The organism is Phytohabitans sp. LZ39, assembly GCF_059359075.1.
Genome location: NZ_JCADBM010000014.1, coordinates 100665 through 114316 on the forward strand (window position 1 = coordinate 100665; position 13652 = coordinate 114316).

13 protein-coding genes are annotated in these 13652 nt (G+C 73.4%); 4 read left to right on the plus strand and 9 right to left on the minus strand.

All coding sequences use genetic code 11. The annotated features are described in order from the left end of the window. Nucleotides 1-35: 35 nt before the first annotated feature. On the minus strand, nucleotides 36-1160 hold the full coding sequence (locus AC5L36_RS25765; protein WP_441221158.1) for an endo-1,4-beta-xylanase: 1125 nt from the start codon (nucleotides 1158-1160) through the stop codon (nucleotides 36-38). A 187-nt stretch (nucleotides 1161-1347) separates the two neighbouring features. Between AC5L36_RS25765 and AC5L36_RS25770 the strand changes: the two genes are divergently transcribed. The 3 genes from AC5L36_RS25770 (at nucleotide 1348) to AC5L36_RS25780 (ending at nucleotide 4459) form a co-directional block, all read left to right on the plus strand. Further along, nucleotides 1348-2361, plus strand: coding sequence for a LacI family DNA-binding transcriptional regulator (locus AC5L36_RS25770; protein ID WP_441221160.1), 1014 nt, complete (start codon nucleotides 1348-1350; stop codon nucleotides 2359-2361). Between the two features lie 317 nt (nucleotides 2362-2678). Continuing rightward, a complete protein-coding gene (locus AC5L36_RS25775; RefSeq protein WP_441221162.1) occupies nucleotides 2679-3002 on the plus strand; it encodes a BatC protein in 324 nt (107 codons plus the stop codon). After that, nucleotides 3002-4459 carry a cupin domain-containing protein gene (locus AC5L36_RS25780; RefSeq protein ID WP_441221163.1) on the plus strand — a complete coding sequence of 486 codons (1458 nt, stop codon included), beginning with the start codon at nucleotides 3002-3004 and terminating at the stop codon, nucleotides 4457-4459. Before AC5L36_RS25775 ends, AC5L36_RS25780 begins: the two co-directional genes overlap by 1 nt. A 175-nt stretch (nucleotides 4460-4634) precedes the next feature. On the opposite strand, the gene AC5L36_RS25785 is transcribed toward AC5L36_RS25780, so the two are convergent. From AC5L36_RS25785 to AC5L36_RS25810, 6 genes are all read right to left on the minus strand, one after another. After that, nucleotides 4635-5285, minus strand: coding sequence for a hypothetical protein (locus AC5L36_RS25785; protein ID WP_441221165.1), 651 nt, complete (start codon nucleotides 5283-5285; stop codon nucleotides 4635-4637). Further along, the gene (locus AC5L36_RS25790) at nucleotides 5282-7921 is read right to left on the minus strand and encodes an FtsK/SpoIIIE domain-containing protein (protein WP_441221166.1); all 2640 of its coding nucleotides are present in this window, start codon (nucleotides 7919-7921) and stop codon (nucleotides 5282-5284) included. Before AC5L36_RS25790 ends, AC5L36_RS25785 begins: the two co-directional genes overlap by 4 nt. Continuing rightward, nucleotides 7914-8798 carry a hypothetical protein gene (locus AC5L36_RS25795; RefSeq protein ID WP_441221168.1) on the minus strand — a complete coding sequence of 295 codons (885 nt, stop codon included), beginning with the start codon at nucleotides 8796-8798 and terminating at the stop codon, nucleotides 7914-7916. Before AC5L36_RS25795 ends, AC5L36_RS25790 begins: the two co-directional genes overlap by 8 nt. A gap of 8 nt (nucleotides 8799-8806) precedes the next feature. Further along, nucleotides 8807-9067, minus strand: coding sequence for a hypothetical protein (locus AC5L36_RS25800; protein WP_441221170.1), 261 nt, complete (start codon nucleotides 9065-9067; stop codon nucleotides 8807-8809). A gap of 186 nt (nucleotides 9068-9253) precedes the next feature. Continuing rightward, entirely contained in the window at nucleotides 9254-9625 is a 372-nt protein-coding gene (locus AC5L36_RS25805) for a PIN domain-containing protein (protein WP_441221172.1), read from the minus strand. After that, complete coding sequence (locus tag AC5L36_RS25810) at nucleotides 9622-9843, minus strand: hypothetical protein (RefSeq protein ID WP_441221174.1); 222 nt, start codon at nucleotides 9841-9843, stop codon at nucleotides 9622-9624. Before AC5L36_RS25810 ends, AC5L36_RS25805 begins: the two co-directional genes overlap by 4 nt. Nucleotides 9844-9945: 102 nt before the next feature. Here AC5L36_RS25810 and AC5L36_RS25815 point away from each other — a divergent pair, with 102 nt between their 5' ends. Next, entirely contained in the window at nucleotides 9946-10179 is a 234-nt protein-coding gene (locus AC5L36_RS25815; RefSeq protein ID WP_441221176.1) for a hypothetical protein, read from the plus strand. Nucleotides 10180-11027: 848 nt separating this feature from the next. Here AC5L36_RS25815 and AC5L36_RS25820 read toward each other — a convergent pair. Both AC5L36_RS25820 and AC5L36_RS25825 read right to left on the minus strand, forming a co-directional pair. Further along, a complete protein-coding gene (locus AC5L36_RS25820) occupies nucleotides 11028-12500 on the minus strand; it encodes a S1 family peptidase (RefSeq protein ID WP_441221178.1) in 1473 nt (490 codons plus the stop codon). 131 nt (nucleotides 12501-12631) lie between these two features. Further along, a complete protein-coding gene (locus AC5L36_RS25825) occupies nucleotides 12632-13603 on the minus strand; it encodes a LysR family transcriptional regulator (protein WP_441221180.1) in 972 nt (323 codons plus the stop codon). Nucleotides 13604-13652: the final 49 nt, after the last annotated feature.

Consider the following 13652-nt stretch of genomic DNA (forward strand, 5'->3'; position numbering starts at 1 on the left):
GTGGGTGCCTCTTCGCTAGTCTGGCCCGCCGGCTATCAGCCGGCCAATGCCAGGGTCTGGCTTACCGTCTGGTACGCGGGCTTCTGCCCGTAGTTCTCGTCGAGCAGGTTGGCCGCGCCCTGGCCGGTGAAGACCCCAGGTACCCAGGAGTACTTGTCGGTGAACCCCCAGACGGTGAAGGACGTGCACCGCTTGGCGAGCAGGCAGGCGCGCAGCAGGATGCCGTACCCGTTGGCCTGTGCCTGGAGCTTCGGGTTGTCCGGCGGCATGACCATCCGCACGTCGACCTCGGTGAACGAGGTCTCCAGGCCGAGGGCCTCGAAACGCTGCACGTTCTGGAGGGCGCGGCCGTCGAAGCCGAACTGCACGCCGAGGTGGCCCTGCATGCCGAACCCGTGGATCGGCACCCGGTCGGCCTTCAGCTGCTGGACCAGCGCGTAGTACGCGTCGGCCTTCGCGTTGAGGCCCTCCACGTTGTAGTCGTTGATGTACAGCTTGGCCTTCGGGTCGGCCTGGTGGGCCCAGCGGAACATGTCCGCGATGTAGCCGGGGCCGAGCTTCTGGAGCCAGATCGTGTCGCGGAGCTGGGCGTTGTCGTCGATCACCTCGTTGACGACGTCCCACTGGTAGATCTTGCCGCGGAAGTGGCCGGCGACGTCGAAGACGTGCTGCTTGAGGATCTGGCGCAGCTCGGTGGCGTCGATGTCGCCGGACGCGACCCCGTCGGTGAGCCAGGTCGGAAGCTGGTTGTGCCACAGCAGCGTGTGCCCGCGCACGCTCTGGCCGTTGGCCTTGGCGTACGCGACGAGCTGGTCGGCGGGCGCGAAGTTGAGCACGCCGCGGGTGGGCTCGATCTCCGACCACTTCATGACGTTTTCCGCGGTGACGCTGTTGAACTCGGTCGCCACCTTGTCGTTGTAGGTGGCGTCGTTGGCGAGGGCCGACATGTCGACGGCCGTGCCGATCTTCATCCCGGTGCGCTTGGCGAGCTCCCGGAGGGTCTTGCTATCGGCGGCAACCTGTGTCGCGGATTCTTGCAGGATCGCCCCCGGAACGGCGGGGACCGAAGCGACGGGCGCGGCCGGCGCACCTGTCGCGTTGAGGGAGACGAGGACGGCCGCGGCAACAGCGGCGCCGGCGACCACGCGAGTCACCTTCATGGATTTCCCTTTCGGAGTAAGCTTCCGGAACACTTCCGTAACTTGTTCGGAACGCTATGCGTGTCGATGCGGGCCGTCAAGCCCTGGAAGTGCGACAGGATGGGCCTCGGAAGGCTGCCGGAGGGTCGAGTTCGGCTCGGAAGTGTTTCGGTCGTACGCTGGCCTCCTTAAGACGAAGGAGCGGAACGTGACGGTCGACGAGGGGCGCAGGATCACCATTACGGCGATCGCGCGCGAGGCCGGCGTGTCGGTGCCGACCGTCTCGCGCGTGCTCAACGGGCGCTCGGACGTGGCGCCGCAGACCCGGGAGCGGGTCGAGGAGCTGCTGCGCCGGCACGGATACCGGCGCCGGGCGGCCCGGCCGCGGGTCAGCGCGAGCCTGATCGACCTGGTCTTCAACGACCTCGACAGCCCGTGGGCCGTGGAGATCATCCGGGGCGTGGAAGACGTGGCGCACGCGGCCGGCGTCGGCACGGTGGTGTCCGCGATCCACCGGCGCACCGCCTCCACCCGGCAGTGGCTGCAAAACCTGCGTACGCGCGCGACGGACGGCGTGGTGCTGGTCGCCAGCGACCTCGCCCCGCCCGTGCACGCCGAGCTGCGCCGGCTCAACGTGCCGATGGTGCTGGTCGACCCGGCCGGCGTGCCGACGCTCGACATCCCGACGATCGGCGCCACCAACTGGACCGGCGGGCTGCGCGCCACCGAGCACCTGATCTCGCTCGGCCACGAGCGGATCGGCTTCATCGCCGGCAGCCCCTCGATGCTGTGCAGCCGGGCCCGCCTCGACGGCTACCGGGCCGCACTGGAGGCGGCCGGCCTGCCGATGCACGAGGAGCTCATCCAGCCCGGCGACTTCTACCACGAGTCCGGGCTGGAGGGCACGAAGGCGCTGCTCGCGCTCGACAAGCCGCCGACGGCGATCTTCGCGTCCAGCGACCAGATGGCTTTCGGCGCGTACGAGGCGGTCCGCCAGCGCGGCCTGCGCGTGCCCGACGACGTGAGCGTGGTCGGCTTCGACGACCTGCCCGAGGCACGCTGGTCGTCGCCGCCGCTGACCACGATCCGGCAGCCGCTCGCCGAGATGGGGCTGCTCGCCGCGCGCACCGTGCTGCGGCTCGCGCAGGGCGAGGCGGTGGAGACGCCGCGGGTCGAGCTCGCGACCGACCTGGTGGTGCGCGACAGCACGAAGGCCCGATAAGTTCCGGGACGGCGGGTGCCACCGCCCTTCCGTTACGCGCCGGACGATTTCCGGGAGATTACCGGTACGTCATTGACGTACGGGGGTCGGCAATCGATACTTGGGAACGCTTCCATTGATGGCGGTGAGCGGGAAGCCTTCCATGGACCGGGCACGGCGCGACAGACTGCCCAGCTGCCGCGCCGTGCCCCTCTTTGTTGAACGCCCGTGTCGGATTTGTCATCCCTTAGCCGGTCGAAAGCCCCTACGTTAGAAGTGTGTGTGGCCGGGTACTTCGGGGGCCCGGCACGAGGGTGACACGACATAGGGGGGCACCGATGCGAATCGACGAAGACGACTTCAACAGCAGCGGCGGCGGCAGCGGCGAGGGCCCGGCCGACGGCGGTGCGAACCCGCTGGGCCGTGACGGCGGCGCCGACGGTGGCGCGGGCGAAGGTCCCGCGGACGGCGGCGCAAACCCGGCCGGCGTTGACGGCGGCGCGGACGGCGGAGCCGGTGGCGAGGGCCCGGCCGACGGCGGCGCGAACCCGTCCGGCCGCGACGCCGGCGCCGACGGTGGCGCGGGCGAAGGCCCCGCGGACGGCGGCGCCAACCCGCAGGGCCAGGACGGTGGCGCCGACGGCGGCGCCACCAACTACTGATGGACACGGCGGTTCCGGACGGCGCGCCGGGTGGGACATCTCGCCCGGCGCGCCTCGGGTCTTCGCGGCCGGCTTTTTCGCCGAGGGCCGCGGGCGCCGCGCCGCAGGGCGCCGCCTCGCGGGAGGCGGGTGCGGCGCGCTCGGCTTCTCCGCCGGCCGCCGCGGGGCAGCCGGCCGCCGCGCGGCATGAGGCCGCCTCGCCGAAGGCGGGTGCGGCGCGGCCGGCGCTCGCGCGGTGCGTGGCGGTCGAGCCGGCGAAGTTCGCCGGCGCCTACTGGGGCCGTGCGCCCGTGCTCTCCCGGGCGGCCGAGCTGGCCGGCGCGACCGGCTTCCACGACCTGCTCAGCCCCGCCGACGCCGACGAGCTGCTCAGCCGCCGCGGCCTGCGCACCCCGTTCCTGCGCGTGGCGAAGGACGGCGCGGTGCTGCCCGTGTCCCGCTACACCGGTGGCGGCGGCGCCGGCGCCGAAGTCGGCGACCAGGTGCTCGACGAGCGGGTGCTCGCCCTCTACGCGGACGGCGCCACCCTTGTCCTCCAGGGCCTGCACCGGCTGTGGCCGCCGCTGGTCGACTTCGCCCGCGAGCTCGGCGGGCAGCTGGGGCAGCCGCTCCAGGTGAACGCGTACCTCACGCCCGCCGCCAGCCAGGGCTTCGCCACCCACTACGACACGCACGACGTGTTCGTGCTCCAGGTCGACGGCCGCAAGCGGTGGCGGATCCACGAGCCCGTGGTGGCCGACCCGCTCGAACGCCAGCCGTGGGGCGGCCACGCCGACGAGGTCTCGGCGGTCGCCGACGGCCCACCCGCGCTCGACGAGGTACTCGAGCCCGGCGACGCGCTCTACCTCCCGCGCGGCTGGCTGCACAGCGCCGCCGCCCAGGACGAGCCGTCGCTCCACCTCACCGTGGGGATCAAGGCGCTGACCCGATACGCGCTCGTCGAGGCCCTGCTGGAGCTTGCCGCCGAGGACCCGAGGCTGCGGGCCACGCTTCCGTTCGGCCTCGACCCCGCCGACCCCGACCAGGTCGAACCCGAGCTGACCGAGACCGTGGACGCCCTGCGCGACTGGCTCGGATCAGCCCAGCCCGGCCCGGTCGCCGACAAGCTCCGCGCCCGCGCCTGGCCGGCCGCCCGCCCCGCGCCGATCCGCCCGCTCGCCCAGGCGCGGGCCGCCGCCGCCCTGACCCCGGACGACCACGTGACCGTCCGCCCCGGCCTCAAGTGGCGCCTGACCGCCGAGCCCGACGACCGCGTCGCGCTGCACGCCTTCGACCGCACGGTGACCATGCCCGGCGGCTGCGCCTTGGCCCTGCGCGCCCTGCTGAGCGGCGGCCTCACCCGGGTCGGTGACCTGCCCGGCCTCGACACGGACGAAGACCGCCTGGTGCTCGCCCGCCGCCTGCTGCGCGAGGCCATCCTGATCCCCGGGCGGCCATCACCACACATGGAGATGTGAGCTACCGCGACGTCCGCGGTGGTCCCGACCGTCGCTCCCGCGGCCGCACCCGTCCGCCGTTGGTCATCTGGACCCCCTCCAGGGGGACCAAAAGACCACGATCACCAGGATTTGCCTACCCTGTCGCCGATCAAGGCCTTGCGGCAACAGGCACGTTGGCCATCGAGGCGCCCTTTCAGACGAGCAGGTAGAGGGCGACCGTCGTGGCGAGGCCGGTGGTCAGGACGACCGTGATCGTGGTGGCGTCGAGGGCGACGTGGCGGCGGTCGGCCACCACCCGTGCCGGCCACAGGCCGACGAACGGCGCTACCAGCAGCACCACCAGCGCGAGCACCGGCAGGCCCACCGCGAGGTCACCGCCGTAGGAGCGGCCGGCCCACAGGGCGGCTTCGCGCAGCCCGAACGCCACCGCCGCGCCGAGCGCGCTCCACGCCACCAGCCACGGGAACGCCTTCTGCGGCATCCGCCCCGGGCGCCAGGTCTGGTCGAGCAGGTCGGAGGCGGCCTCGATCATCTGGTGCGGGTTGTACTCCTCGCCGGCTTGCAGCGGCACCGGCGGTGGCGGGCCGCCGAATCGGGTCGCGGACGGGCCCAGCCGGCGGATCGTCGTGCGCCACACCTCCTCGGCCTCGGCGTCGATCCGCTCCACCAGCTCGGTCGCGGCGTCGAGTGCCTCCTGGGCGGCCTCGACCGCGGCGGCGGCCTCGCGTTCGGCGCGGGCGGCGGCGGCGACCTGGCGCTCGTACCACTCGTCGGCCTCCGTGCGCTGGGCGTCTACCCCCGCGTACGTCTGCGCCAGCCGCGCGATGGCCTGGTGGTAGCTCATCCGCCCAGTCCGTACGGGATGACGACCTCCGGGATGCGGTGGCGGGCGCGGTCGAAGAACAGCGCGCGCCACGGGCGGGGGTACCACGCCGGCCCGCCCTGCTGCGGGAAGAACCCGGTCAGGTCGGCGCCCTGCACGTCGAGCGCGACCCAGGCGCCGATCGCGTCCGTGCGGGAGCCGACGCCGCCCAGGTCGTCGCGGAGCCGGCCGACGCCGCGCCACCAGCCGAGCACGTGGGTACGCCGTTCCGGGCCGGTGTTGAGGATGCGGCGCAGGTGGTCGTGGCCGGTACGCCCGCCCTCGTTGACCGCGAGGCGAGAGGCGGCGGCGTCGGCCGCGAACAGGAAGATGTAGTGCGGCAGCGGACCCGGCTCGACCGACGGCAGCAGCGCGGCCAGGCCCTCCGTGTCGTACCAGCCGGTGTCGGCGGGCAGGTCGGCGCGGAGCGACTCGGCGGTGGCCGCCGCGTCCGGGTCGAGGCAGGCGACCGAAAAGCGGGCGTCGCCGTCGGCGTGCTGGCGGGCGAGGGAGCGGGCGGCGGCGGCGAGCACCGCGCACGCCTCGTCGACGCGGGTGCCGAGCACGGCGAGGTTGCGGCCGGGGGAGCGGGTGAGCGGCAGCCGGGCCGACCTCGCCCGCACGTCGATCGACTCGCCGAGCAGCACGACGGGGTCGCGGACGTCCGGGCGCAAGGCCTGGAAGTCCGGCGAGGCGGTGAGCCGGGGCACCGCGTCGCCGTCGAAGAGGCGGGGCGCGCCGAGCCACGGCGGCCGGTCCTGCCACAGCTTGTGCTGGAGCTCGCTCCACACGCGACGGTCGCTGGCGGCCGGGACGCGCACGATGCGGTTGGCGTCCGGCGCGCCGGAGTCGGCGTTGACGACCGCGTGGTGGCGGGGGAGCGTCTCGGCCGCGAGGTTGGTCTCGTGCAGGATGCGGCGCGCCTTGGGCAGCGCGATCCGGAGCGTGAACTGGGCGACCAGCGCCGGCCGCCCCCACAGCGCCTCGATGCCGGAGACGTCCTGCGAGGCGAGGATCAGGTGGATGCCCTGGGAACGGCCGCGTCGGGCCAGGTCTTCCAGCAGCGTGGCCGCCTCCTGGGCGAGCGCGTCGCGGCCGGTGAGCAGGATCTGAAACTCGTCGATCACCGCGACGATCCGCGGCCAGTGCCCCTGCGGGTCTTCGTGGCGCAGCTCGGCCAGCTTGGTGACCTCGTGCTCCTTGGCCGCGTCCGCCCGGCGGCGCAGCTCGCCGCCGAGGAAGCGGAGCAGCGCCAGCCCGAACTCGCGGTCGGTGTTGACGTTGACGCCGACCAGCCGGACGTGCGGCAGCCAGCTCGGGTCCCGCCGCCCCGGCGCGAACCGCGCGAACGACACGCCCTCCTTGAAGTCGAGCAGGTAGAAGGCGAGCTCTTCGGGGGAGTACCGGGCGGCGAGCGCGCCCATCCACGCGTAGATGAGGTTGGTCTTGCCGGTGCCGGAGGGGCCGGCGATCAGCGCATGCGGCGGGTAGTCGGAGAGTGTGACGTCGACCGTCCGCCCCTCCGGGCTGTCGCCGACCGGCGCGGTGAGGCCGCCGGCGGAGTGCTCGGTCCAGAACACCGGCGGGATCAGGTTGGCGAAGACTGCCGGCGCCGGCCCGGTCGACACCCGGTCGGCGATCTTGCGGCAGGTGGCGGTGACGAGCTCGGCCGGCGGCGCCTCGTCGAGGAACACCGGCAGCGTGCCGCACCCGGAGACCTGGGCCCGGTAGCCGTCGACGCGGATGACCTGCACCGAGGGGCGCGGCTCGACGGTGATGCCGCGCACGATCAGGTGTACGCCGCAGGCCGCGCCGGTGCGCAGGATCCGGTCCAGCTGCGCCCGCTCGTGGCGGGACGGCTCGTCGCCGCCGAGCAGCACCGCCACCCGCCACGGCTCGGGGCGCCGCCCGGTGCGCTTGGCCATCTCCTCCAGCGAGGCGTAGTCGCCCGCCAGCACCGTCTCGTTGATCCGCCGGATGTGGTCGACGAGCCCGTCCAGCAGCGGGGTGAGCCCGCCCGGCCCGACGAACGTCAGCAGCCCGGCCGGGGCCAGCGGCGCGAAGCCGGCGAGGCCGCCGCCAAGGCGCTCCGGGTCGTACCCGGTGATCTCGATCTGCCCGTGCGACGTGCGGCCGAGCGCGCGCAGCAGGAGCCCGGCCACGACGGCGTCGCCGCCCACCTGGATGTCGTCGACGAGCGCGACGTGCCCGCGGTCGAGGAGTGGCACGAGTGCCGGGGAGGTGCCGGCGCGCGGTATCCGCACCTCGCCGACGCGCAGCAGGTCCGGCCGTTCGCCGCGGGCCGCCGGCGTGGGATGCCAGGTCTCCCACGGCTCGCTCGCCGCGCCGGGCGCCCGCATCGCGCCGGCGACCCGGGCCTGGTGGGCGAGGTCGGCGAGCGTGGCGGTGTGATTCGCGTCGAGCTCGGCGAGCCGGCGGTCGCGCTCGGCGGCGGCGCGGGCGGGGCGCTGCGCGGCGGCCTGGCGTACCCGTTCCAGGCGGGCCTCCGCGGCGGCGAGGTCGGCCTTCGCCGCGTCCTGGTGGGCGCGGGCCGACGCGCGGGCGCGCGACAGGGCGGCGCGGACCGACTCGACGACCGACGTCCGGACGTCAGGCATGGGTCTCCGCGTCGGGCACCGGCTCGGGGGCCGACGGGTCGAGCGAGTCGGGCTCGCGGTCGAGCAGCCGCAGCAGCACGCCGGTGACGACGCTGCCGGTCACCGCGAAGTCGGCCGGGTGCGGCGGCGGCCCGTCGCGGTCCTTGCGCTCGACCGGCACCCGGCAGATCCGGCGCAGCTGGATGTCGAGGATCTCCGGGGGCAGCCCGGGCAGCAGGTCGCGCACTCGCGGCTGGATCTCCTTGGTCAGCTTCGGCAGGTCTTCGGCGCGCGGCTGATGGCGCAGCAGGTCGCCGGCGAGGCGGTGCAGCACGGTGGGCGTGAGCGCGGACAGGCCCAGCCCGACCGGCGGATCGGCGCCGCCCAGCTCGCGGTGCAGCTTGTCGCGGTCTTCGGCGCGCACGCCGGCGGCCACCCGGCGCAGCAGGTCGGGGCCCTCTTTCGCGGCGGAGTCGCTGCGCGTGGCGGGGCTGCCGTGCCCGGTCAGCACGGCGACCCGCTCGGACCACCACCGGCCGAGCCGGGGCGGCTCCGCGCCGCTGGGCGCCGGCCGCTCGCGCCGCTCACCCTCGGGCTCCTTCAGGGCGGTGCGCCACCTGCCGTCCGGGCCGGCCGCGCCGTCGTGGGCGAGGCCGATCGAGGTGAGGTACGCCAGCAGCGCGTCCTGTGCCACGCGAAGCGCCTGGGCGGCCTGCTCGGCGTGCTCCATCGCGCCGGCCAGCCGCGGCACGCCGAGCGGGTCGACCGACTCCTGGCGGACCCACATCAGCAGCTCGGCGGCGGCGCGCAACTTGTCGATGGCGACCGCGACCTGGCCGACCGGTAGGCCGTCCGATGTCGCGCGGACCTGGGCGCCGAGCTCCTGGACCAGGGACATGGCGGGCGCTACAGCGCGGCTGAGTACTGCTGTGCCTGCTCCACGGCGGCCATCGTGGCGGCGAGGCACTCTTCCAACTCCTGCGTGGCCTGCTGCAACGATGCCCGTGCCGTGCTGACCGCGTCGTGGCCGCTGCCGTCGAGCGCGACGGCGAGGCTCTGCTGCGCCTCGGTGAGCTTTTCGCTGGCCGCGTGGACTGCGGCCTGTCCCTCGCTCACCTGTTGGATCGCGGCATCGATAGCCGACTTGACCTCGGCGACGCTGGCCACGGGGGGACCTCCTGGGGGGCGGGGGGAGGTGCTATTCCATCACGGTAAACCGGATGCCCCCGCCTCGACCCCCTACCGATTTACCGCACAGCGCGAACAAGCGACTACGACGCGTCGATATCCGGAGCGTGCGGTGGGGCCGGCGCGGGACGCACCCGGCGCGAATGAGCATGAGTGACGAGTCAGTCAGTACGCCGGACTGAGGGTGCGAGGCCCGCGCACCTCGGCGCCGAGCGCCTGGACCCGCTCGCGCAGCCCGCGGTCGGCGGTGACCACCACGGTACGGCGGGGGCGGGCGGCCGAGACGAGGTCCACGATCGTGTCGTCACCCGATCCGGGTGCGTCGACCACGCGTACCGCGCCGGCCGTCTCGACGCCGCGCGCCCTGCCTTCGACCACGAGCACCACCTCCAGCGGGGGTGGCAGGTCGGGCAGGCCGTCCGCGGCGACCGGGAGCAGCGCGTCACGCAGCCGCGCCGCCGCGCCGGCCCGGTCGCGCCACCAGCCATCCGGACGGGAGCCGACCACATTCGCGCCGTCGACGACCAGCAGCGTCACGGCTCGACGCTCGGTGCCTCCAGGGCCAGCGCGGCCAGCAGCTCCTGCCGGTCGGCACGGGTCGCCTCCTCGCGGGCCAGCAGCGTCGCGTACTCGGCCAGCGCCGCCGCGTCCGGCGTGCCGGCGAACCGCTCGATGAACCGCTCCATGTCACGCACCGCGTCCAGGTGCAGCTCCGCGGCCCGCCGCGCCCGCCGCACGATGTCGTCGTCAGTCACCCGCTCTTGATATCCGATCGCGCGCCGAGGCACACGTGTTTGAGCCGGTCGCCTGCCGGCAAAGCCCCACGGTGGGACGATGGAACCCTTGGGGGTGATCTTGTGACGGACGACCGCGACCCGGCGCTGGACCGTTTCGCGCAGTGGTGGGACGGCGAGGCCGACGACGACGAACGCGCCACGATCAAGGCGGCGGTGGCCGGCAGCTACCAGATACCGCTCGCCCTGGCGACCCGCCTGTCGGAGCTCGGCGCGCTGGTGACACTGCCGACCGGAGACCAGGACCCGCGCCTGCCCGACGCGTACGCCGACTACGCGATCAGCCACCCGAGCTGACCGAAGGGCTTTCGAGAAGATTTCCCGGGTCCGCGTCAGTCGCGGCCGCCGCTCCCGCCGGAGACCGCGGCGGCCGGCGGCTCGCCAAGGCTCGCCGAAATCCCCGGCCTCCGCTGCCAGGCCCGCACACCAAGCCCAAACCCGAACGTCGCGGATCTGGAGACCTTTGGATTCGGGGTGGCCTGGGCCGGTGACTTCGGCGTGGTCCGGACCGCTGCTCCCGCGGCCCCGTTCGGTGCCTCTCGCGAGGGCCTGTGGTGCGGCTCGGGTTTGGTGTCCAGAGTGGTGCGGCAAGGCCTTGATCGGCGACGAAGGTGCGGGAACCCCGATTCTGGTGACGCTGCGTCAGGACGTCGTTGGTAGGGGCTTGTCCCGCGGGAGCTGGCATTGGGAGCGGTGCCCGCGGGAGCATACGGTCTATCGCTGACGCGGACCTCGGAAGCTTCTGCCTCGGATTTGACCGTGCGTTGTGGCCGGGCCCGCGAACCCTGACTCCGAAAGGTCTCTAGATGACGCCCCGCGAAGATCATCGGGGTCGCGACTTTCGCGGTTTGGCCGGCTATGGCCCGGCAGCAAGGGCTTCGCAAGCCCGGTGTCTCTCGCGCTTCGGTGATCGTTAGCCCAAAACCCGCGTTCTCGCCCGCGTGTTACACGGGTTTCGGGCTAACGATCATGGCGCCGCCCACATGCTGAGCCACATCCCCAAACACTGGGAAGATGGGCTGGCGATTCGCCTCGCCGGAGCGACCACGACGGACACCGCGGTAGCTCAAATTTCGAATCTCGACGGCGTGGTCGAAGCCCCTCTCGAGCAGATCAGATGAGGAGCTTCGACCACAAAAGCGGCCCTACGGGTTGCTGAAGCCGAGCGTGTAGCTGCCCGAGCCGCTGTACGCGTGCACGCGGTACCGGTAGTAACCGGCCGTCCCGCTGTACGACACGGTCTCGTCCGGGTTCGCGGACGTGCCGCTGGCGACGTTCGCCCACGCGCTGCCGTTCCACTTCTGGAGGTAGAGGTCGAAGTCAACGCCGGACGGGCCGTCGAGGCAGGCGCGGTGCGTGCCGGAGGCGGACGAGTAGTAGTAGCTGCCGTCCGGCTGGTACACGCTGGCGCCGCTGGAGATCGACCCGCTGCGGGTGAACTCGTACCCGGAGCACCCGGTGGGCGGCGGAGGCTCGCCGCCGCCGCTCGTGGTGAGCGTGAGGCCGTACGCGGAGAGGATCTCGTTCACCGGCTGGTAGTACGTGGTGCCGCCGGAGGTGCAGTTGCCCGAGCCACCGGAGGTGACGCCCTGCGCCTGCTGGCCGGAGAGCCACGAGCCGCCCGAGTCGCCCGGCTCGGCGCACACGTTGGTGCGGGTCAGGCCGGTGACGGTGCCCTCGGCGTAGTTCACGGTCTGGTTCTTGGCCGAGATCGTGCCGCAGTGCCAGCCGGTGGTGGAGCCGGAACGGCAGATCGACGCGCCCACGGCCGCCTCGGTGGAGCCGGCGACGGTGACGTTGCCGCCCGCGTAGTTGTTCACCCACGGCTGCGGCGTCCAGTTGGAGTTGACCTGCACCCACGCGTAGTCGTTGCCGGGGAAGGACGAGCCGCGGAACGTGCCCTGCGCGACCCGGTTGAAACCCTGCGTGGCGGTGCCGGTCGTGCCGCAGTGGCCGGCGGTGACGAAGCCGCCCGAGACGGAGAAGCCGATCGAGCAGCGCCCGCCCATGTAGTACGCGTCGCCGCCGCGCACGTCGTAGAGGGGCACCGGGTTTTCGCTGGTGGCGACGACCCGCACCGCCGCCGACCGGGCCGTGGCCGCGAACGCGCGGGCGGCCGACGTGTCGCCCCGGGCGAGCACGACGACGGTGTTGGTGACCACGTCGACGTACCAGCCGGGCACCGCGGCGGCCGGTGCCTTGGCGGCGTTGCGGTCCAGGGTGGACTTGACCGCGTCGAGCTGGGCCTCGCTGCGGGCGACCACCTTGGCGGTGGCGCCGGCCGCGGTGACCTTCGCGGCGTGCGCCTTGCCGGTGACCGCCACGACCAGCGAGGTCGCGCCGGCGGTGAGGTACGCGCCGCCGTACGCGGCACCGAGCTCCTTGCGCAGCCGCGCGTCGGTGCGGCCGGCGTCGTCTTCGCGGGCCAGCCGGGCCCGCGCCTCGTCGGCGCTCAGGCCGAGGTCGCGCTGGAGGGCGCCGAGCATCTCGGCCGAGGCGGCGCCGCCGGCCGGGGGTGTGCCGGGGCCGGGGGCCGCGGCCGTGGGTGCCGCCGGCAGCGCGACGGCGCCCACGGGCAGCAGCAGCGCGGCCGCCAGCATGGCGAATCTTCGCTTCATGGGGGCTCTCCTGGGGGTTGGAGTGAGGTGTTACGGCGGGACCCTAACGGCCGTTCAATAGATCTCGGCAGATACCAGTCGGGTAATACCGCGCCGTACCGCTCCGGGAGAGCCGGCTTGTGTCGGGGAGGTCAGAGGGGGGCGACCTGCTGGGCGCCGAACGGGGGGTTCTGGCTGAGCCAGCGCTGGTAGAGGGGGTTGCGGCCGACCATGTCCTCGTACGCGGCGACCGCGTGTCCGAGCACGTCGTCGGCGAACTTCGCGGCCAGCGCCTCGGGGTGCCAGCCGAGCAGCAGCCGCCAGCGCAGGGGAGCGCCGGCGAGCGGCCGGGTCACCAGGCCCGGGACCGGCCGGAACGTGGCCTGGCACAGCGCCACCGCCTCGCCCGACTCGACCATGTCGATGCAGCCGCGGATGTCCGTCTCGTACACCTTGCGGGGCGTGAACCCGGAACGCGCGCACGCCGCGGCGAAGCAGTCGCCGAAGCAGCCGTCACCGGGCGCGGCCACCCATTGGGCCTCCGACAGGTCGGCGAGGACGACCTCGTCGGACCCGGCGAGCGGGTGCGCGGTGGGCAGCATGACGAACACCGCGTCCACCGAGACCACCCGCCAGGCCAGGCCGTGTGCCGCCGAGGGCGCGGCGTCGCCGCACACCCCCACGAGCACGTAGTCGAGCCGCCCGCCGAGCACCATCTGGGCGAGCTCGTCCGCGTACCAGGACGCGTAGGTGCTGATCTGCGCTTCCGGCTGCGCGGCGGCCAGCCGGTGCACCAGGCCGCCGACGATCGGGCTGTTGGCCCCGCCGACCCGGTAGCGGGTCATCACGTCCCCCGTGCCGGCGAGTCGGGCCGCCTCGTCCTGCAACCCTTTCATCGCCGGCAGCAACACCCGGGCCCGGGCCAGCACCAGCTCGCCGAGGGCCGTGGGGCGCGCACCACGCCGGTCGCGCTCGAAGAGCGGGCCGCCGAGGGTGCGTTCAATGCGCTGGAGCTGTGCCGTGAGTGCCGGTTGTGCCAGCCCCAGCTGAGAGGCAGCCTTCGTAACGCTGCCTGTCTCCGCGATCGCGACGACCACTTTGAGGTGCCGCAACTCCAGGTTCATAGCGTGACGGTAGGACCAACGTGCGATCACCGAAAGACCTTCGGCTTGT